The sequence below is a fragment of the Hahella sp. CCB-MM4 genome (assembly GCF_002260525.1).
Taxonomy (GTDB): domain Bacteria; phylum Pseudomonadota; class Gammaproteobacteria; order Pseudomonadales; family Oleiphilaceae; genus Hahella.
Genome location: NZ_MRYI01000015.1, coordinates 127,812 through 147,693, shown reverse-complemented (window position 1 = coordinate 147,693; position 19,882 = coordinate 127,812). Strand labels below are relative to the sequence as shown.

At 49.5% G+C, this 19,882-nt stretch carries 16 protein-coding genes; 9 read left to right on the top strand and 7 right to left on the bottom strand.

The genetic code is table 11. The features are described 5' to 3' along the window. Positions 1–11 precede the first annotated feature (11 nt). Positions 12–617 carry a hypothetical protein gene (locus BTA51_RS22005; protein ID WP_210404893.1) on the bottom strand — a complete coding sequence of 202 codons (606 nt, stop codon included), beginning with the start codon at positions 615–617 and terminating at the stop codon, positions 12–14. An 82-nt stretch (positions 618–699) separates the two neighbouring features. Here BTA51_RS22005 and BTA51_RS22000 point away from each other — a divergent pair, with 82 nt between their 5' ends. Further along, on the top strand, positions 700–1,155 hold the full coding sequence (locus BTA51_RS22000) for a methylglyoxal synthase (RefSeq protein WP_094711237.1): 456 nt from the start codon (positions 700–702) through the stop codon (positions 1,153–1,155). Between the two features lie 109 nt (positions 1,156–1,264). Continuing rightward, the gene (locus BTA51_RS21995; protein ID WP_094711236.1) at positions 1,265–4,198 is read left to right on the top strand and encodes an insulinase family protein; all 2,934 of its coding nucleotides are present in this window, start codon (positions 1,265–1,267) and stop codon (positions 4,196–4,198) included. Between the two features lie 55 nt (positions 4,199–4,253). On the opposite strand, the gene BTA51_RS21990 is transcribed toward BTA51_RS21995, so the two are convergent. Further along, positions 4,254–5,072, bottom strand: coding sequence for a pyruvate, water dikinase regulatory protein (locus tag BTA51_RS21990; RefSeq protein WP_094711235.1), 819 nt, complete (start codon positions 5,070–5,072; stop codon positions 4,254–4,256). A gap of 311 nt (positions 5,073–5,383) precedes the next feature. On the opposite strand from BTA51_RS21990, the gene ppsA reads away from it, so the two are divergent. The 4 genes from ppsA to rraA all read left to right on the top strand — a co-directional run bounded on the left by ppsA (position 5,384) and on the right by rraA (position 10,183). Then, on the top strand, positions 5,384–7,750 hold the full coding sequence (gene ppsA / locus BTA51_RS21985) for a phosphoenolpyruvate synthase (RefSeq protein ID WP_094711234.1): 2,367 nt from the start codon (positions 5,384–5,386) through the stop codon (positions 7,748–7,750). A gap of 272 nt (positions 7,751–8,022) precedes the next feature. Further along, positions 8,023–8,958 carry an alpha/beta hydrolase gene (locus BTA51_RS21980; RefSeq protein WP_094711233.1) on the top strand — a complete coding sequence of 312 codons (936 nt, stop codon included), beginning with the start codon at positions 8,023–8,025 and terminating at the stop codon, positions 8,956–8,958. Next, entirely contained in the window at positions 8,942–9,640 is a 699-nt protein-coding gene (locus BTA51_RS21975; RefSeq protein ID WP_168188255.1) for an NAD-dependent epimerase/dehydratase family protein, read from the top strand. Before BTA51_RS21980 ends, BTA51_RS21975 begins: the two co-directional genes overlap by 17 nt. Positions 9,641–9,691: 51 nt before the next feature. Beyond that, entirely contained in the window at positions 9,692–10,183 is a 492-nt protein-coding gene (gene rraA, locus BTA51_RS21970) for a ribonuclease E activity regulator RraA (RefSeq protein ID WP_094711231.1), read from the top strand. 102 nt (positions 10,184–10,285) lie between these two features. On the opposite strand, the gene BTA51_RS21965 is transcribed toward rraA, so the two are convergent. From BTA51_RS21965 to BTA51_RS21955, 3 genes are all read right to left on the bottom strand, one after another. Next, positions 10,286–10,597, bottom strand: a complete 312-nt coding sequence (locus BTA51_RS21965; RefSeq protein WP_246841129.1) for a PilZ domain-containing protein — start codon at positions 10,595–10,597, stop codon at positions 10,286–10,288. A 170-nt stretch (positions 10,598–10,767) separates the two neighbouring features. Further along, positions 10,768–11,448 carry a TIGR04211 family SH3 domain-containing protein gene (locus BTA51_RS21960; RefSeq protein ID WP_094711229.1) on the bottom strand — a complete coding sequence of 227 codons (681 nt, stop codon included), beginning with the start codon at positions 11,446–11,448 and terminating at the stop codon, positions 10,768–10,770. Between the two features lie 71 nt (positions 11,449–11,519). Further along, on the bottom strand, positions 11,520–11,819 hold the full coding sequence (locus BTA51_RS21955; RefSeq protein WP_094711228.1) for a YciI family protein: 300 nt from the start codon (positions 11,817–11,819) through the stop codon (positions 11,520–11,522). A 225-nt stretch (positions 11,820–12,044) separates the two neighbouring features. Between BTA51_RS21955 and BTA51_RS21950 the strand changes: the two genes are divergently transcribed. Together BTA51_RS21950 and BTA51_RS21945 are read left to right on the top strand one after the other, a co-directional pair. Next, positions 12,045–12,890, top strand: coding sequence for a PHP domain-containing protein (locus BTA51_RS21950; RefSeq protein ID WP_094711227.1), 846 nt, complete (start codon positions 12,045–12,047; stop codon positions 12,888–12,890). Positions 12,891–12,962: 72 nt separating this feature from the next. Further along, entirely contained in the window at positions 12,963–14,108 is a 1,146-nt protein-coding gene (locus BTA51_RS21945) for a phosphatidylserine/phosphatidylglycerophosphate/cardiolipin synthase family protein (RefSeq protein ID WP_094711226.1), read from the top strand. 11 nt (positions 14,109–14,119) lie between these two features. Here the strand turns inward: BTA51_RS21945 and BTA51_RS21940 are convergent, their stop codons facing one another. Together BTA51_RS21940 and rne are read right to left on the bottom strand one after the other, a co-directional pair. Continuing rightward, positions 14,120–14,677, bottom strand: coding sequence for a YecA family protein (locus tag BTA51_RS21940; RefSeq protein ID WP_094711225.1), 558 nt, complete (start codon positions 14,675–14,677; stop codon positions 14,120–14,122). A gap of 138 nt (positions 14,678–14,815) precedes the next feature. Next, positions 14,816–18,241, bottom strand: coding sequence for a ribonuclease E (gene rne / locus BTA51_RS21935; RefSeq protein WP_094711224.1), 3,426 nt, complete (start codon positions 18,239–18,241; stop codon positions 14,816–14,818). 565 nt (positions 18,242–18,806) lie between these two features. On the opposite strand from rne, the gene BTA51_RS21930 reads away from it, so the two are divergent. Then, a complete protein-coding gene (locus BTA51_RS21930; protein ID WP_246841128.1) occupies positions 18,807–19,754 on the top strand; it encodes an RluA family pseudouridine synthase in 948 nt (315 codons plus the stop codon). Positions 19,755–19,882: the final 128 nt, after the last annotated feature.

The window sequence follows — 19,882 nt, the reverse complement described above, 5'->3', positions numbered from 1 at the left end:
GTTTGATCTGTTTACATTTTGTTACGTAAATGTAATTCCTCCCAAGCCCTCATATGTACATCAGCTTCGTATTCGTAAGGGCTTTTAAAGGGAGTAAGAATGAAATCAAATACGGCAAACGTGAAGCCTATCGAGAACCAGGCGATAAACAGAGTTTCAATGGTCGCAGCCTGGCTCTGAGGGTTGGCTTCCACAAAGGCCTGCAGGCTGGGCAGAAGGTTCTGAACCATTGCGACGGGATTAAAACGGTTCAATACCAGAGGTACCCAAAAAGCAATGAATACCGGGAAAAAAGTAAATGACCACAAAAAGCGGCGCAGCAGATAAATCAGAATGGCTTTCAGGTAACGCCGCCTGAGTTCCGGGATTTTTGTGATAACCTGGAGGTATCGTTTTCTTTCTACCCAGTAGGCTTCAATTTCAACCCGGGGAACTTCCTCATTTTCTGTTGTTGGGGCGTCAGTGGGCTTGGCAGGTTGTGTTTCAACCGCTCCGATCTCTTGTACTGCACTGGTTTCAGCAGATGGAGTTTGATCGGTTTCAGTCGCCGGGACTTCCTTTTCAGGATTATTTATCGCGTCGATAGAAGCGGTTTCGTTGCTGTTATCTGTTGACATGTAGTATGTTTCGCCCTAGTGAAGCAACATCTAATATTAAATGAGTTGGTTGGATAATGTTGGAAATAATGGATGCAACCTTATGACAGATCAAGACGTTAGTGCCAGGGGCGTAAAAAATGTTGCTCTGATCGCCCATGACAACTGTAAGCAGAAATTATGCAATTGGGTTGTCAGGCACCGTGAAAAGTTTGTTCATTGTCGTCTCTCTGCAACGGGCACTACCGGTAAGCTGATCGCAGAGCAAAGTGGGTTGCAGGTTCATCGTTTTCACAGCGGACCACTTGGTGGTGACCAACAGATAGGGGCATTAATTTCTGAGGGTCAGATAGATCTTCTGATTTTCTTCTGGGATCCGCTTGAGCCCATGTCCCATGACCCCGATATTAAGGCCTTGCTTCGCTTGGCAACGCTCTGGAATGTACCTACGGCTTGTAACGAGTCGACTGCCAATTTCCTGGTTTCCTCTCCTTCGTTCAGCACTTACCAGCCTGAGCGACCGAGTTTTGAGGGGTATCTGGGGCGGTCGGTTCCCTGAGTCAGGTAGTGGTTGTTGTAGTCGGCATTCCTGAATCACAAGACTATTAATAGTCAGAAATATGAATAGATAATAGTCTGAAATATGAACAGAATTTGGTTGGATTTCAATGTCAAAGCAGTTATCTCTCGATATCGCTTATAAAACTTTCGAATGTGTTTCCCGCACTCATATTGATGCATTGCACGTTGAGCTGCAGGAATTCAGACACCCACGAACCGGAGCGCGTCACTATCATCTCCATGCGGATCAGAAGGAGAATGTGTTTCTGGTTGCATTGCGCACTGTGCCCACGGATTCAACTGGCGTTGCCCATATCCTGGAACACACGACGTTGTGTGGAAGTCAGCGTTACCCTGTTCGTGATCCGTTTTTCATGATGACACGACGTTCTCTGAATACGTTCATGAATGCCTTCACTTCCAGTGACTGGACGGCTTATCCCTTTGCCAGCCAGAACCGCAAAGACTTTTTTAACCTGCTGGACGTTTATCTGGATGCGGTGTTCTTTGCCAACCTGAATGAGTTGGATTTCGCCCAGGAAGGTCATCGTCTCGAATTTGAAGAGCCGGAAAATACCGAGTCTGCGCTGGTATACAAAGGCGTTGTGTATAACGAGATGAAAGGAGCGATGAGTTCGCCCATGTCGCAGTTGTGGGCGACTTTCACCAAGCATCTATATCCGACCTCCACCTATCACTTCAATAGTGGGGGAGAGCCGGATCATATACCTGACCTGACCTATCAGCAGCTACAGGCGTTTTACAAAAAACACTATCACCCAAGCAATGCTCTGTTCATGACTTATGGTGATATCGATGCCAAAAGCCTGCAGGAAGAGTTCGAAGAAAAAGCACTTCAGCATTTCAAGGGAACCGGCGAAAAGGCAGGTGTTAGTGAAGAGAAACGCTATTTTGCGCCGGTCAGGATACAGGAATGCTATCCGATCACCGGGGAAGACGATGTATCCCATAAGACCCATCAGATTATCGGGTGGTTGTTAAGTGAGAGTGCGGATCTGGAAAATAACCTGGAAGCCCATTTATTGACCAATGTTCTGCTTGAGAATAGCGCCTCTCCATTGATGCAGGCTCTGGAAACAACGGATCTTGGTCACTCTCCATCCGGCCTGTGTGGACTTGAAGATTCCTATAAAGAGATGGCTTTTGTCTGTGGTATAGAGGGCTCCGATCCTGAAAAAGCCGCTGATTTTGAAGCTCTGGTTCTGGGAGTATTGGAAACCGTTGAGCGGGATGGCGTTCCACTTGAAAAAGTAGAGGCTGTATTACACCAGCTGGAACTGAGTCAGAGGGAGATTTCGGGCGACTCATACCCTTATGGCCTGCAACTGATTCTGGCGGCTATGACGCCTGCATTACAGGGCCAGGACCCTGCACAAGTGCTGGATATCGGTCCGGTACTGGTAAAACTTCGCGAGCGTATCAAGGACCCTGAATACATCAAGTCTTTGGTGCGGAAGCTTCTGTTGGAAAACAAACACCGTATTACACTGACGCTGGCTCCGGATACCTCTCTGGAAGAGCAGCGTGAAGAGTATCTCAAGGGCAAACTGGAAGGTATCAAGTCCAAACTCAGCGACGACGAAAAGGCCTCTATTGTCACCCAGGCCAAAGCGCTGCTGGATCGACAGAATCAAAAGGATTCTGAAGAAGTCCTGCCCAAAGTAGGGCTCGACGATGTACCTCTGGATATTCATATACCGGAACCGGTTGATGGTTCAGAAGCCGAACAGGCAACGGCCTATGCGCAGGGAACCAATGGACTGGTATACCATCAGGCCATTATTCCTTTACCGGATCTTTCGCCAGAAGAACTGCAAATCCTACCTTTGCTTTCCTATTGTCTTCCGGAGGTTGGAGCCGGCGACAAGAGTTATCTGGAAATGCAGGAATTGCAGTCAGCCTACACCGGGGGGCTCTCTTCGTATTGGGAGATCCGTGGAGAGGTGGATGATGAGCAGAAATGCAAAGGTTTCCTCGTGATGTCCGGCAAGGCGCTGGAGCGCAATCAGGAAAAGATGGTCGATTTGATGAAGCTCACTCTGACGAATCCTCGTTTCGATGAGCATGAGCGGTTCAGGGAGCTTATTGCATTGCTGGCGTCCCGCAGAGAGCAGGGCGTGACCAGTAATGGTCATGGTTTGGCGATGGCTGCGGCGGCCAGTCTGTTAAGTCCAAGTTCCATGGTTTCCCATAAAACCAGTGGATTGGAAGGTGTGCGTTGGATTAAGAAACTGGACAAGGAAATTCGCGAACCTGGCCCATTGCAGGCACTTGCGACTGAACTGCAATCCCTGCACAAGAAAATCATTGCAAACCCAATCCAATTTCTGGCAATAGCGGAACCTTCGAAAGTAAGTTCTCTGAAGACGGCTATTACAGACGGATGGAATCAGGTTGGCGGACACCATCCGGTTTCTGAGTTGTCGCTGCCTCCGACCCGAGAACATGTGAAGGTTGGTTGGGTAACCAACAGTCAGGTGAACTTCTGTGCCAAAGCGTTTGCCACCGTCGTGGGTGAGCACCCGGATGCGGCCGCATTGACGGTGCTGGGACACTATTTGCGAAATGGTTATCTGCACAGGGCGATCCGTGAGCAGGGTGGCGCTTATGGAAGTGGTGCGAGTCAGGATAACGCCAATGCTATTTTCCGTTTCTTCTCCTATCGTGATCCGCGTATCGAAGGGACATTGCAAGACTTCGCCGGTTCAGTGAAGTGGATGCTGGAGGCAGAGCACAGCGAAGACGAACTGGAGCAGGCGATCCTGGGAGTTGTATCCAGCATCGATAAGCCAAAGTCTCCGGCGGGAGAAGCCAAATCTTCCTACCACAGCGAATTGTTCGGGCGTACACCAACGCAGCGTAAGGAATTCCGCAAGCGCATATTGCAGGTGGAAATGGATGATCTGAAAAGGGTCGCGGAGAAATATCTGGCGACAGAAGACTGCAGTGTGGCTGTTGTGGGCGGTGAAAGTGCCCGCAATGCATTTGAAACGCTGGAGCTTGATATCCAGAAGCTGTGATATCTTCCCTGTAAGGTTTTATGCCGGGAGAAAGATTTTCTCCCGGCTTGATGACTTAACTGATTCTCCTTTCTATACCCGTCATCATCAGCAGACGGGTGGATATTTCCTCCACCGAATAATCTGTTGAATTCAGATAAGGGATCCGTTCCCGTCGATATATCAGTTCCACTTCTTCCACTTCATAGTTGCATTGCTTTATGGATGCATACTTGGAGTTTGGTTTGCGCTCGTTGCGAATCAGGGATAGCCGCACCGGGTCGATTGTCAGGCCAAATAGTTTTCCTCGATGCTTACGCAGAACTTCCGGTAATCGCTGGTCGACAATATCGTCTTCCGTCAGCGGATAGTTTGCCGCTTTGATGCCGTATTGCAGGGCGAGATAGATGCAGGTTGGTGTCTTTCCGCTGCGAGAGACGCCGACCAGGATGATATCGGCATCCGAATAGTATCGGGTGCGGGCGCCATCATCATTCTCCAGGGCAAAGTTCATGGCGTCGATACGACGGTTGTACGAAGCCTTTCCTGTAATCGAATGGGATTTCCCCACGGTATATGAGGACTTCGAACCAAGTTCCTGTTCCAGTGGCTCCAGAAATGTGCCGAAGATATCGATCATGTATCCGTTGCTCTTAGTGATCTCGGCGCGCACATCACTATTGACGATGGTGTCAAAAATTATCGGCTTGCCGTCGTCAATGGCCGCTGCTTTATCTATGCGCTGGACAACGGAATGGGCTTTTTCGACGGAATCGATATAGGGAATTGTGATCTTTTCAAAGTCGATGTACTCAAATTGTGCCAGCAGACTCTGGCCCAATGCCTCTGCTGTAATCCCCGTGCCGTCGGAGATGAAGAAAGCGGTTCGTTTCATGTCAGGTTGTGTCTGGATGGTTGGATGGATATGTCAGCATACCCATGTTGGTGGGATATAAGAAGTTTTCCGTGACATTTGCGATCGTTGGGTGTGATTTCGGTCAAATCATACGCAATCTGGCCCCGGTATTGCCTTTCAGCGACACGATCGGATACACAGCCAGTAAATCAGATGCTAGACTAGGCCCTCGGTCGCGAACCCCCCCTTCGGGGTGCGTCCGTTTATGACCATCAACAGACTGCGAGAATAATTCTGCAAAAGATCGGCAGTTTGTGCCATGAGCGTTGATAATACTTGGGAGAAGCATCTTGGAAGACTACATTATTTGGTTTGAACACCTTGGTATGGGCGACGTTGAACGCGTCGGAGGCAAGAATGCCTCGCTGGGTGAGATGATCAGTAATCTGGCCAATGCCGGCGTTACCGTTCCAACTGGTTTTGCGACAACCGCTCATGCGTATCGGGAGTTCCTGCAGACAGAAGGACTGGACAAAAGAATTCACGAAGCCCTGGAACAGCTGGATGTCAGTGATGTAGTGGCACTAGCGGAGACCGGTGCCAAGATTCGTCAATGGATTCTGGACACTCCATTTCCTAAGGCTCTGGACGATGCCATCGAGCAATCATTTGCCCAATTGCAGGAAGGAAATGAGCAGCTGGCTGTTGCCGTACGTTCATCTGCGACTGCAGAAGACCTGCCGGATGCCTCTTTTGCAGGCCAGCAGGAAACCTTCCTCAATATTGTCGGGATTGAAAACGTCAAGCACGCAATACATGAAGTGTTTGCCTCACTATTTAACGATCGCGCCATTTCCTATCGGGCTCACCATGGCTTTGAGCATAGTTTGGTGGCCTTGTCTGCGGGTATTCAGCGGATGGTGCGCAGTGAATCCGCAAGCAGTGGGGTGATGTTTACCCTCGATACCGAATCCGGCTTCAATGATGTTGTCTTCATCACTGCGTCATACGGACTGGGAGAAACGGTGGTACAGGGAGCGGTGAACCCTGATGAATTTTACGTGCACAAACCCACTTACAGTGCAGGTAAGCCTGCATTGCTGCGCCGTAACCTGGGTAGTAAAGCCATTAAAATGATTTATGGTGACCACGGTGCAGCCGGTAAGTCAGTCCAAACGGTGAATGTGGATGCCGAAGAGAGAGGTAAATTTGCACTCACCGATGACGAAGTGTATGAACTGACCCGCCAGGCTCTGGTCATCGAGAAGCATTATCAGCGTCCGATGGACATTGAATGGGCCAAAGACGGCGATGACGGTAAGCTTTATATTGTTCAAGCCCGTCCTGAAACAGTGAAGAGCCGTTCCTCAGCCGTTATGGAGCGTTACCTGTTGAAGGAAACCGGTAAAGTACTATGTGAAGGACGCAGTATCGGTCAGAAGATTGGCCGCGGTCCGGTCAAAGTAATTACCAGCATTCATGAGATGGATCGGGTTCAGCCAGGAGATGTCCTGGTTACCGATATGACCGATCCGGATTGGGAACCGGTGATGAAACGGGCCTCAGCCATTGTCACCGACCGTGGTGGACGTACCTGTCACGCGGCTATTATTGCCCGTGAGCTTGGTATCCCGGCCGTAGTGGGTTGTGGTGATGCGACTCAGTTGCTGCAGGACGGCAAAGAAGTGACGGTGTCCTGCGCTGAGGGTGACACCGGCATGATCTATGAAGGGTTGCTGGAATTCGAACTGCGCGAGAACAGCGTGGAGTCCATGCCCAAGCTTCCGTTCAAGATCATGATGAACGTGGGGAATCCTGACCGGGCATTCGATTTCCAGGCGTTGCCGAATGAAGGTGTCGGCCTTGCCCGTCTGGAATTTATCATCAACCGTATGATTGGCGTGCATCCGAAAGCACTGCTCAACTTTGATACCTTGCCACGTGATGTGAAGCAGGTTGTTGAGAAGCGTATTTCAGGATATGCATCGCCAGTAGACTTCTATGTCGAGAAACTGGTTGAGGGTATTTCCACGCTGGCTGCAGCGTTTGCGCCAAAGCGTGTGATCGTTCGTCTCTCTGACTTCAAATCCAATGAATATGCCAATCTGATCGGCGGCACGATCTACGAGCCGGAAGAAGAGAACCCCATGTTGGGCTTCCGCGGAGCTTCTCGTTACATCTCTGACTCGTTCCGGGACTGTTTCGAGCTGGAATGCCGGGCGATGAAGAAAGTGCGTAATGAAATGGGGCTGACCAATGTCGAGATCATGGTTCCGTTTGTGCGTACTGTTGGTGAAGCCCGTCAAGTGATTGAGCTGCTTGAAGATAATGGCCTGAAGCGTGGAGAGAACGGTTTACGTGTCATTATGATGTGCGAGCTGCCTTCCAATGCTTTGCTGGCGGATCAGTTTATTGAGCACTTTGACGGCTTCTCTATCGGTTCGAATGACCTGACACAGCTGACGCTGGGTCTGGACCGGGATTCCGGAATCGTCGCTCACCTGTTCGACGAGCGTAATGACGCCGTGTTGGCACTTCTGTCGAGAGCGATTCAGGCGTGTAAAGCGGCTAATAAGTACATCGGTATCTGTGGACAGGGGCCGTCTGATCATCCTGATCTGGCCAAGTGGCTTATGGAACAGGGGATCGACAGTGTTTCTTTGAACCCTGATTCTGTGTTGGATACTTGGTTCTTCCTGGCAGATAAGCACGCGTAAACACGGCGGTTATTGCCTGTTCTGAAATTGAAAACCAGCCTTCAAAGGCTGGTTTTTTTGTATTCGAGAGTCTGTCAAGACTTCCGAAACTGGTTTTGTCCCGATATTCTATTAGGGCGTGTTGATGGGTTATGCCAACCGCTATTGGCTTAATTGGCCAATGGCTTGATTCTCTGAATAAGTGAAGAGGGTCTGGTGGGGCGTCACGCTAATTGAGTTTTATCCATACAAAATAATAAGAAAAGTTCAGAAGCAGGCTTGGACAGCATCCTATGAAGGAACAACTTGTCTCTGCTGACTTGTTACAGAACGGGTTGGTAGAGGATGTTTATCTTATTTATCCCAATAACAGTGACGACAGCTCCGTAGCGTTGGCGGTCACCCACCTTTCCCGGCCTGAGGATGTCTCCGGTGTGCCGGTGGTACTGATTCACGGTCAGTTTTCCAATCGCTCCACCTGGTTTGATCTGGGAGGGGATGGTTTGGCCAGTCATCTGGTTCACCAGGGTTACGATGTGTGGATGCCCGAAATGAGAGGGCATGGTTTCTCTCCGGTAAATCAGCGTTACCGGAATAATTCTCTGGTCGACTATGTGGATTTTGATTTTCCCGCAATCCAGAGTTATCTCTCCACCCGAATCGATTCTCCATGTATTTGGGTGGCTTACGGTTTGTCTGGCGTCGCTCTGACGCTGGCGCTCGCTAAAGGTACTCTGAGTCAGAACATGCTTGATGGCGTTGTGCTCCTGGGTCTTGATGATCCTCGTGGGGCGTGGCGGAAGGGAGCTTTGATCAGGGCTCTGCAGTGGCGTGATCGTAAGCGTGGCTTCATTCAGGGTGGGAAAGATGATGGTGCCACCGAGAGCGAGCCTTATGGGGTTATTCATGGTCAGGCGAATCCGCTGAAACCGCTATCGCTGTTTACCGGTCGTAAGCAGATTCGTGAGTTCACTGGAGGCTTGGCTCAGCTCCAGGTACCTCTATTGATGTGCTCAGGCCCTGAAGAGCAGCCCAATATGGTGACGAGCCATAAAATATATCAACACTGGGGTTGTTCGGATAAGTCATTCCTGCGCTATTCCAATGCCATTGATGAGCCTTCAATGGTGAAGAGTCATCATGCCCGCAATCATGTCTGGAAAGATATTGATAAGTGGTTAAGCAGAGAGCCGGGTAAATCTGAGGATGACTTTGAGCAAAGCGCCTGAGCATGCGGCCTGCGGGCACGGACGAAGTGCTCTGGTGCTGGGTGCCACGGGGTTGGTGGGAGGCAAAGTACTCGACTTGCTTCTGGTAGAACCTCTTTATGAGCGGGTCATCGCAGTTACTCGACGTAAAATAGAGAAAAGTGATCCGTGCCTTGAGCAGCACATCATTAACTTTGCCGATATGGAGAAGGTTCTCCAGTCAGTCGTTGTAGATGATATATATTGCTGTCTCGGGACGACGATGAAAAAGGCTGGCAGCAAGGATGCTTTCCAGCAAGTTGATTACGAATATCCATGGCTGGCCGCAAAGTGCCTCAGACAACACTCCGAACATTTTCTTTTAATTTCTGCTCTGGGTGCCAATCCATCATCTAATTTTTTTTATAACCGGGTTAAGGGAAAACTGGAATCCGCTCTGATCGATCTTGGATTTCCATTCCTCACTATTGTTCGGCCGTCATTGTTATTGGGGGAGAGGAAAGACTCCCGCTTGCTTGAGTCTGTAGGTCTTGGTGTGGCGAGGCTCGCTACGCCTTTATTGCGAAGCAGGTTTGCGAGGTACGCTGCCGTAGAAGCAGATGCCGTGGCGCGCACATTGATTCGTGAAGGGGTTCGTGCCGCTGAAAGGCAGCGTCCAGAGCATCTTCGCATCATTGAATCGGAAGCGATATGCCGCGTATAAAAAACATTAAAGAATCCATTTGGGTCAATACTTTCATCAAAGGTATACACTATGAAATACGTAACACCTGACTTGTGTGATGCATATCCGGAATTGGTAAGGGTTGTTCAGCCGATGTTTCGGAATTATGGGGCAAAAGACTCGTTTGGCGGTGAAATTGTCACGGTCAAGTGTTTCGAAGATAATTCAGTGGTTAAGCAGCTGGTGGATGAGCCCGGACAAGGCAAGGTTATGGTCGTTGACGGCGGGGGCTCCATGCGGAAGGCGCTGCTGGGTGATATGTTGGCCGAGAAGGCATCCAAGAGCGGGTGGGAAGGTATTATCATTTATGGTTGTATCAGGGATGTTGATGTTATCAACGTCACTGATCTGGGCGTGCAGGCACTGGGAACCATTCCTCTAAAAACGGAGAAGAGGGGAATTGGAGATCTCAATGTTGAAATTGCCTTCGGTGGTGTGACGTTTAAGCCCGGGGAGTATGTCTATGCGGATAATAATGGCATTGTCGTGTCTGCTCAGCCTTTGGCCATGCCTGGAGAATAGTTCGTTCGAAAGAACGCACAGCTTTTTCTACTCTGAACCTTTAAATCTGATCTTCGTAAAAGGCGCCATCCAGTGGCGCCTTTAACTCTTAACCCCGGAAGGTCAGCTTTCCACTTTAATGATTTCTACGCCAAGCTGATAACGCTCATTTTCAAGCTCGGAGCAGCGAAGCACTTTGACCGTCGTGTCAAATGATGGGAAAGCTTCGTTGTTGGATGGAAGAGAGGTGTTCAGTTCGTATCCTGCTTCGAACGGTTGACCGACTTCTATTGACATTCCAGTACCGCTTAAGTCTCGGCATATTCCTTTGAAGGACTCACCGCTGCTGGAATCCTTGAGAGTAATTTCGGAATCGACTTTCATTCGAATGAAGTCTCGCTTTTCCGCATAATCACGCATCGTTGTCAGTCTCATTTTAGCCTCACTTTATTTTTATTCGCCGTAAAATTTTATACGCTGCTAAAAAAGCTCTGTCAAAGCAGAAATAATTATAAAGGAGGCGGCCCGTAGAATATTTTGTAGCGCATATTGTTTAATAGCACTATATATTGATAGTATAAAAGCCTTTCCTCAAGTGTAAAGGACTACCAACTATTCCTTTTGTCGCGTTTGAACATCGGTACCACCAAGGCGATTATAACGCCGAGAAGCACCAATCCTGCACCCAACAACATCTTATCCCTTTCATTATTTTCCTTGAGCCGAATATTGTCCGCTGTCAGCACTTCGACTTCATTTTTCAGTTGTTCATTGGTCTCGCGCAGCTCCCTGTTGCGACGATCCAGATTGATCGCATTTTCTGAAATTCTCTTGATGCTGGATAACTCATCCTGAAGTTTCTGGTTTTCTGTCTGCAAACGTTCATTGTTTGCCTGAACCTGGCCACTGGTCTGGTTGATTTCCTTATTTGTGCTGGAGACTTCCGCGAACTTTGCTTTGAGGGCTTCATGTTCCTTGATTAAACGAGCGAGCTTGTCTGCTGCAACGGGTTCGTTAATTAGGAAGCGGGTGGGAAGCCATCCTTCGATTCCATCCGGAGTTCGGATCTTGGAGTAACCGGAATCGGGATTGGTCGAGAGCAGTTCAACCGGTGTTCCGCTCTTGACGCCTTTATGGACTACGCGGAATTCCAGGCCTTCGCCACTTCGAAGGGGGGCATATAGGGTGTCATCTATATACCGGGTGTCAGCATGTCCCATCATTGAGAGAGAGCTGAGTGCAATCAGTATCAGTGTATTGAACGTGAATCTTAGTGCGGTGTTCACTTATTAATCCTTACTCGTAAGAGAGAACTTATATAATTCTACCGACAGGTACTCCATGAGGAGTCCTGGGCCTACGGAAGAACTTTCTTAAATGGTTTGACGATCACTTCCTGATAGACCCCGGCGGCGACATATGGATCGTCGTCTGCCCAGGATTTTGCTTCTTCCAGGGAATTGAATTCAGCAATGACACAACTTCCGCTGAAACCAGCTGGACCCGGGTCTTCGCTATCGATCGCCGGAGTTGGTCCGGCGAGAAGAAGCCTCCCTTCATTCTTCAGTTTTTCCAATCTGGCGAGGTGGTCTGGCCGTGCCGATTTTCTTTTTTCGAGGCTGTCAGGAATGTCTTGTGAGAAAATTACGTAAAACATAGATTGTCCGTCAATGGATTGTATTGATCGTTTATGTTCGGCAAATTTTAATCGGTAACCGGCTGCTCTAAATATGCGCCCTGTACGGTTACAATCGTTATCGTTATAAATTCAAAGTCGTGTCATACGGCGGAAGCAGCGCCCGCCGGATTGCTTTTAGCTTTTTGCGGTACGCCGGATGATACTGTATTTTGGTTGGGCATTGAAATTAATAGAAGGTGAGGAATGCAATCAATCCGGCATGAATTTGATTTTCACTGCCATAGTACTGCTTCAGACGGTACGCTGACTCCGGAGGAAATGCTGGAGCTGGCTGTTCAGTCAGGACTAAAGCAGTGGGCGTTAACCGATCACGATACTATCGGTGGCTACCAGCAGTTGGTGGAAGGGGGAATTCCTGAGGGCCTGGAACTGATCCCCGGTGTTGAGCTGTCTTGTGACTGGAATGGTGTGACATTGCATGTTCTATTGTTGGGATTTGATCCAGATAACAACGACTTAAAGAATTTTTTGGAAAAGCAGTCGCAAAGACGGGTGGATCGGGCTCACAAGATCGCTGAAAAATTCGAGAAGAAGTTCAAGGTAGACAATATATATAAGGAAGCATGTGATATTTCCGGCAGCTTGTTGCCTGCGCGCCCTCACTTTGCCCAATTGATGGTGCAAGGCGGCTACGTGGATACCCAGGCTGAGGCGTTCAATAAACATCTGGGGGCAGGTAAGTGGGGAGATGTAAAGCTTTTCTGGCCCACATTGGCTGAGTTGATGCAGGCGGTAAAAAGTTCGGGCGGAGCGACTGTGATAGCCCATCCTTTTCACTATAAGATGACGGCCTCCAAGTTGCGCCGTTTATTGGACGACTTTCAAGAGTTGGGCGGCCAGGGAGTTGAGGTGGCGGTTCCTAATACCAATTCCGGTCAGTTCGGTTGGATGTCGGATGAGCTCAGAAAGAGGATGCTGTATCAGAGTGGAGGGAGTGATTTCCATGGAAGAATAACTCCTTGGGCTCGATTAGGTAAGTTTCCATCGCTCATTAAAGATGTGCCAAATATTCGGGAGTTGTTCCACTAATTTGGTAGTTCTACTAAGTTGGTAGTGCTTCTAAATTGGTAGTTCAACGATTAATCGGGAATTGCGACAGATATGTTTCGGTATCCGCTGAGGCAGGCGAATAGTTTCGAGCTGATTGTCGGTGGCGATGCTTATCTGGCTAGGCTTCTCGAATTGGTAAATTCCGCAACCAGAGAAATTTTGATCGAAATGTATCTGGTCGAGCAGGGTAGAGCATTCGATCTGTTGTGGGTTGCTTTGGATGAAGCTCTTGAACGAGGGGTTTCGGTATACCTGTTGTTGGATGGTTTTGGAAGTCGTCAGGTATTGCCGTTTCTGCAGGAGCAAAAACGTTACCGGATTAATCTGCACTTTGTCGCTTACAACCCGATTTCCCTTAAACGGATCAAGTCCAACTTTCATCGCGACCATCGTAAATTGATCATTGTCGATCAGATGGTGTCCGTTGTCTCCGGGTTTGGCATCAATGATGATTTCTATGGCGAGATAATCGGAAGGCCGGTTTCCGCAGAGCCGCCGTGGTTGGATACGGCAATTGTTGCCGAAGGCGAAGTGGTACGTGATTGGCGTCAGCTATTCTGTCAGGTTTGGAAGGTTGGTGAGGTCTCGATAGACGGCAGTATGCTGTCTGACGGAAGTAATGCTTTGTCTGACGGTAATACGCCGGGTCGTGTGGCATATGGTGCCGGCCTGGCACGGCAGGATATTGTCCGGGAGTTCGGGGCCAGGGTGCGTAAAGCGACCAGTAGGGTATGGATAATTTCTCCCTATTTTTTAACCTCGTGGCGAATTCGCAGGTTATTGCGTCGGGTCAGTCGGCAAGGGGTTGATGTGCGTATCCTGGTGCCGGGGGCTTTTACTGATCACCCACCTGTTACTTATGCAAGTCGTCGATACTATTTGAGATTGCTTAGGGCCGGGGTAAGGCTGTACGAGTACCAGAAGTCTTTTATCCACTCAAAGGTCTATGTATGCGACGACTGGGTCTCTATAGGCTCATATAACCTGGACCATTGGGCGTATCGTTTCAATCTGGAAGCTAACCAGGAGGTGGTCAGTAAAGAATTTTCTGATCAGGTTGGTAGCTTTTATCAGAACTGCATAGACCACAGTACAGAGATTACTGCGGATTACCTTCAAAAACAGAAGTTGCTGGACAGAATACTGACATACCTCTTGGGTAAGCTGGAACAACTGATCATTAGGATTATCAGATAGCTCGGGAAGGTTTAGTTCCCCGAGCGGTAAAGCAGAAAAAGATCCACGACATTTTCAGGTATTTCGCTCACCATCTGCGCCATTAACTTGTCGTTACGACGAATGTCCTCGAAATCATCATCCTGGAAGAGTTCAGAGTGGGCCATGATAGGGAGTAGAAGTCCTGCGACATTGGCTTCGTCCTGATCCTGAAACCATGCTTGCTCACAGGCCAGGAATCCTTCTACAAATCCTGCGCACCAGTTTACCAGGGCGTTATCGTCATCATAGGTCTCTTCGGGAAGAGTGAACTCCTCTTCTGATTCCAGCTGTTCTGAGATGTGGTGCTGCAGTTGGGTGATGGCCTGCTCCAGCGTCGCTTTCTGATCTTCATCCAGATTGCTGTTGTCTCCGATAATAAACAGGAGCCATTGGTTCCGTTCGGGAGTTTCCGGCGCCACTAAAAAAGAACACACGAGCCCGTGGATGCCAAAAAGATCGAGACAGTCATCTTCCTGGTCGTTGTCGAACAATATGGATTCTATCGAATCAAGAAAGTCCGTTGAGAAGGGAAAGCTTTCGTTGGCCATTGAGAGTGTTCCTGAAAGGCGATGCGAATGAGGGCTACTTTATCAGCATTGAATGGGGGAGCCAATGGCAGCAGATTATGTCTGCTGCCATTGGTAAGGTTTTTTAGAGGGCTCTAAGAGTCCTTCTTGGTATTAGCCTCAGGAGGCGCTGCCGGAGGTGTTGTGAGATACCGATTCGTCTTTCTTAGGTTCGGGCTTCTCGCTAGCCTGCGGCGTTGGCTCTTGTTCCTTCTTTGCAGCTTTTTCCTGTTGAGGTGCCGCCTCCTGCTGGGCAGTGGCTTTTTCCTCGGCGACAGGTTGAGGAGCGGGACGCTGCGGAGAGTTATCGGCTTTGGATTCGGTTGCCGAAGCCTGGTTAGCCGGTTTCTGTTCCGCTTTTGGAGCTTGCGCTGTTTCCTGGGGGCGCCTTTTATTCGCTGTATTGGAGGACTTGGATTCCGAATCCTCAATGAAGTCCATTTGTTTTGGAGAGGCAGCCTTATCAGAAGTGGGCTGTGCGTCAACCGCTTCTGACTGTTGAGGGCGCTCAGCTGGCTTTGCAACAGGCTTGGCCTGAGAAGTCGCTACTGCCTCACTAGTCGGAGCTTTCTGGGGCGTCTCGCTTGATGGCTTGGCAGAATCATTTGACTGCGCTTGCGCGGAAACAGTCGTTTCCTTGGCTTTAGCTGTAGCCTGTTTCTGTTGCTCCAATTGTCGACGCTTAACCTCTCGGGGGTCATTTGGAGCCCGTTTAGGCTCGGAAGAGGATTCAGCCACTTTTTCCGCTGGAGCGCGCTCTTTGTTTTGTGCTGGTGAAGGCTCTCTGCTCTGCGCAGGTGAGGTCTCTTTACCTTGCACAGGTGAAGGTTCCTTGCCTTGCACAGGTGAGGGTTCCTTACCTTGAGCAGGTGAAGGTTCTTTGCCTTGAGTAGGTGAAGCCTCTTTGGCGACAGGCTTCTCATCAGCTGATTTGACTTGACTGCCTGTGTTGTCGCCTTTGGCGGTTTGGTCCGCTTTGGCTGAAGGAGTTGAGTCTTTGCGAGCTGCAGGAGCCGGCTGGCTTCTTGGCGCCTCAGGTTTTGCTGCTTTGTCAGAGGTTTCGGTTGCCTGTTTGGTCTTGCTGACTTCTTCTTTAGCTGGTGCTTGGGCTTTCTCCCGCTGATCGCTGGAATCAGAAAGCTTTGGCTTATCCTGAGTTTGAGTAGTAGTCGCTACCTTATCCTGAGCAGTCGTTTCTGCCTTATCCTGTGAAGGTTTTGGCGACGAACTCTGTTGGGGCTTCTCATTGACAGAGGAGGCTGCTGCCTTTTCGGCTGTCTTGGGTTCAGGCGCAGTTTTAGTTTCCTGGGCCTTTTGGGACTCTTGAGAAGCTGACGCTTGAGCTGCTTCCTTAGCCTGCTGCTCTTTCACCACAGGAGGTGTCGGACGGCTGGATGAGCGGTCCCGTCTTGGACGGCTGAACTCTGATTTTGACTCGTTGTCAGATTTACCTTCACTGGACTGTCTGCTCTGGCTTCTATCCTGCTTGTCTTGAGGGCGGTTCTCCTGGTCTGCCTCGTTGCGGCGGTTGCGTCCACCTTCAGAGCGTTTGTTCTGTCCGCGGTTTTGGTTGCGGTCATCGCTCTTATTGCGTCCTTGTCTGCGACTATCTTTGCTGTCCTTGGAATCGCTGCTATCCCGTGCTTCACGTGTGTCGCGATTATCCCGGCTGTCACGGCGCTCACTACTTCCACGCTGACCTTTGTCTTTGCGATCTCCACGTTCACGACGGTTAGTATTGTCGCGGGATTGCTTGTCTGATTCGGATCGGCTGTCTTTTTGCTCGCCCACTTTTACCTTGCGGCGACCCTGATCGGCTTTTCCGCGAGCTGTGGATACTTCCTTGCTGGACTCAGGCTCGGTCTTGTCGGAGCTGAAAGCGCGGGCAATACGCAGGCTGATTCTCTTAAGCAGGCCAACTTCACTGACTTCAGGCTCTGGTGCGCGTGACATCGGAACGATCGATTTTACGGCGGCTTCCTGACGCACGACGTCTTTCTGCAGCATTACTTCGAGTTCGCTGTCTTCTTCAACTTCTGGTTTCAGGTTGTAGCTGGTTTCATTGATGGTTTCGTTGTCGTCACGTATGCGCTGGACTTCGAAATGAGGAGTGTCCATATGAGCATTTGGTACGACGACCACTTTCACGCCATGGCGTTTTTCCGTTTTCGCCAAGTGCACTCTTTTCTCGTTTAGCAGGTAAGTCGCGACGGTCACCGGACAGATCGCTCTTACTTCTGCAGTACGCTCCTTAAACGCTTCTTCTTCAATTAAGCGCATAACGGAAAGGGCCAGAGACTCTATGCCGCGGATTGTGCCCTGGCCTTTACAGCGAGGGCAGATTTCGTTGCGGGTTTCGCCCAGGGAGGGGCGCAGTCTCTGACGAGACATTTCCAACAGGCCGAAGCGAGAGATCTTGCCGATTTGAACGCGGGCGCGATCCAGGTCGAGAGCGCTCTTGAGTTTATTCTCCACTTCGCGCTGGTTCTTAGCTGGAGTCATGTCGATGAAGTCAATGACAATCAATCCGCCAATATCACGCAGTCTGAGCTGACGTGCGATTTCGTCGGCAGCTTCCAGGTTGGTCTGCAGGGCTGTTTCTTCAATGTCTCCGCCTTTGGTTGCTCTGGCCGAGTTGATATCAATCGAAACCAGTGCCTCTGTTGGGTCGATAACGATCGATCCACCTGAAGGAAGTTTGACTTCTCTCTGGTAGGCCGTTTCGATCTGGCTTTCAATCTGGTAGCGGTTAAACAGCGGGATGTCGTCCTGATAGAACTTGATGCGGTTTTCGAAATTGGGCATGACAGCCTTAACGAAATTGAGGGCTTCCTCTTGCACCTGAGGGTGGTCAATCAGAACCTCGCCAATATCCTGTCTCAAATAGTCACGGACGGCGCGGATGACAACATTGCTTTCCTGGTAAATCAAAAATGGAGCCGGCTTGTTTTCTGAAGCGGACTTAATGGAATCCCAGAATTGCATCAGGTAGTCGAAGTCCCATTGCAGCTCTTTGCTTGAGCGACCCACACCGGCCGTTCTGACAATCATGCCCATTTCTTTGGGGACATTCAGTCCAGAAATCGCTTCTTTTAATTGATCCCGCTCTTCACCTTCAATTCGGCGCGAAATACCGCCGGCACGAGGATTGTTGGGCATCAGGACCAGATATCGGCCAGCCAGGCTGATAAATGTGGTCAGTGCGGCACCTTTGTTGCCCCGTTCTTCTTTGTCTACCTGGACAATAACTTCCTGGCCTTCCTGCAGCAGCTCCTTGATGTTCATTCTGGAGCCTTTTTGAGGCTGGGCTTTAAAATATTCGCGGGAAATTTCTTTTAAGGGGAGGAATCCGTGGCGTTCGGCGCCGAAATCGACAAAGGCTGCTTCAAGGCTGGGTTCAATTCTGGTTATTTTGCCTTTATATATATTGGCTTTTTTCTGCTCTCTAGTGCCTGACTCTATGTCGAGATCATAAAGTTTTTGACCGTCTACCAGAGCCACACGCAACTCTTCTGGTTGAGTTGCGTTTATCAACATACGTTTCATCTATGTTCCGTTTTACATAAGGGGCAGTAACAATGGGCAGGAGGGGAACGAAGATGAGCCGGGCGCTTATCGAGGCGAAAATGCTCGCACCAACGAGCCACATGGCTAGGTTTGAAGCCCATATGGCATTATTTCGCCGGTATTGTATGTGGGCGAAATTTCGTTATCTGTCAATTGGTTAGGGTTGATGCATTGTTGGCGTCAACCCTAACTCGCGCTTTTTAGGCCCCGATGTCATATGGACATCCAGGCTAGTTGGGAAGTATTTGCTTCCGCAACGGAATTCGTTCTGGTTCCTGCCGCTATGTCAGCACCCAGTTAATTGGTTGCTATGACTTTTTAGCATTGGCTTCGTGACAAACCTCGGTATCATCAATGGGTTTGTCTCTGTATAATCTTTCCTTCGCGCCCGATACTTTTTGGAGCATCTCTCGGCATTTTTAGTCACAATCTGCAATACTTGTGTTGCAAGACTCAAGCCGAGTTAGCGCCTTGAAAATATAGCAGGTTACCCCTGGGCGTTCAATCTTGTTAGACAGTCTATCATTATATTGGTCAGGTTCCGGTGTCCTCATCAGGTTTAACTTCGTTCTCAAGTGTTCAGTTCATCTCCATTGACGGCGGGTCAGAAGGTCAAAGACTCGACAATTTCTTAATCAAGCGGTTGAAAGGTGTTCCCAAGAGCAAAATCTATCGCATTATTCGCAAGGGCGAGGTGCGGATAAACAAAGGGCGCTGCAAGCCAGAGAGTAAATTGAGGCTGGGCGATGAGGTTAGAGTGCCTCCGATCAGGCTTGACGAAAGCCCCGAAAAGGAGATTCGTGTTCCTGCCGGTCTAATTCAAACGCTCAATGAAAACGTACTGTTTGAAGATGCTGAACTGCTGGTGATCAATAAACCAGCCGGATTGGCGGTCCATGGTGGTAGTGGCTTAAGTTTTGGTGTGATTGAAATTCTCAGGGCAGCCCGTCCAGAGCTTCATTTTCTTGAGTTGGTGCATCGTCTTGATCGGGATACCTCCGGGGTTCTGATGTTGGCAAAAAAACGTCGGATGCTGGTGCAGTTGCACGGCATGTTGCAAAGCGGGCGGGTCAATAAGATCTATCAGGCATGGGTGCTGGGGCGCTGGCCGAAGCATAAGACTGAAGTTACGGCGCCACTGAGGAAGAACTCTCTGAAGTCCGGCGAAAGAATGGTGATTGTCAGCCAGGATGGAAAGCCCAGCGAGACAAAATTCGACATTCTTTATGTTGGTGACGGACACTCTCTGGTGCAAGCCCGGCCTATAACTGGACGCACTCATCAGATTCGGGTGCATGCCCAATTTGCCGGTCACCCCATTATCGGAGATGAGAAGTATTGTCCCGATGAAGCGCTGAAGCTATACAAAGAGAAAGGTGTCAGACGCATGTGTCTGCACGCGAGAGCGCTGGAGCTTAAGTGGCCCGATAAACCTATGCAGAGAATAGAGGCTCCATGGGAGCTGGAGGATAGTCCGATACTGCGGACTTAATCAGGTCAGAGTTAAGTGCTGTTCAAGTCGATCCATGTCTTTTCTATTGATATGGCCTAATGCTTAGGCAACCAAATAGTCGATGGCTATATATGGTGTAACTGTAAAGGCTAGTGGCTATAAATAGG

What these genes read in the sequence shown, in the direction of transcription:
- BTA51_RS22005 (WP_210404893.1), bottom strand. Translation starts at nt 617, where the DNA reads ATGTCAACAGATAACAGCAACGAAACCGCTTCTATCGACGCGATAAAT.
- BTA51_RS22000 (WP_094711237.1), top strand. Translation starts at nt 700, where the DNA reads ATGACAGATCAAGACGTTAGTGCCAGGGGCGTAAAAAATGTTGCTCTG.
- BTA51_RS21995 (WP_094711236.1), top strand. Translation starts at nt 1,265, where the DNA reads ATGTCAAAGCAGTTATCTCTCGATATCGCTTATAAAACTTTCGAATGT.
- BTA51_RS21990 (WP_094711235.1), bottom strand. Translation starts at nt 5,072, where the DNA reads ATGAAACGAACCGCTTTCTTCATCTCCGACGGCACGGGGATTACAGCA.
- BTA51_RS21980 (WP_094711233.1), top strand. Translation starts at nt 8,023, where the DNA reads ATGAAGGAACAACTTGTCTCTGCTGACTTGTTACAGAACGGGTTGGTA.
- rraA (WP_094711231.1), top strand. Translation starts at nt 9,692, where the DNA reads ATGAAATACGTAACACCTGACTTGTGTGATGCATATCCGGAATTGGTA.
- BTA51_RS21965 (WP_246841129.1), bottom strand. Translation starts at nt 10,597, where the DNA reads ATGAGACTGACAACGATGCGTGATTATGCGGAAAAGCGAGACTTCATT.
- BTA51_RS21955 (WP_094711228.1), bottom strand. Translation starts at nt 11,819, where the DNA reads ATGTTTTACGTAATTTTCTCACAAGACATTCCTGACAGCCTCGAAAAA.
- BTA51_RS21950 (WP_094711227.1), top strand. Translation starts at nt 12,045, where the DNA reads ATGCAATCAATCCGGCATGAATTTGATTTTCACTGCCATAGTACTGCT.
- BTA51_RS21945 (WP_094711226.1), top strand. Translation starts at nt 12,963, where the DNA reads ATGTTTCGGTATCCGCTGAGGCAGGCGAATAGTTTCGAGCTGATTGTC.
- BTA51_RS21940 (WP_094711225.1), bottom strand. Translation starts at nt 14,677, where the DNA reads ATGGCCAACGAAAGCTTTCCCTTCTCAACGGACTTTCTTGATTCGATA.
- rne (WP_094711224.1), bottom strand. Translation starts at nt 18,241, where the DNA reads ATGAAACGTATGTTGATAAACGCAACTCAACCAGAAGAGTTGCGTGTG.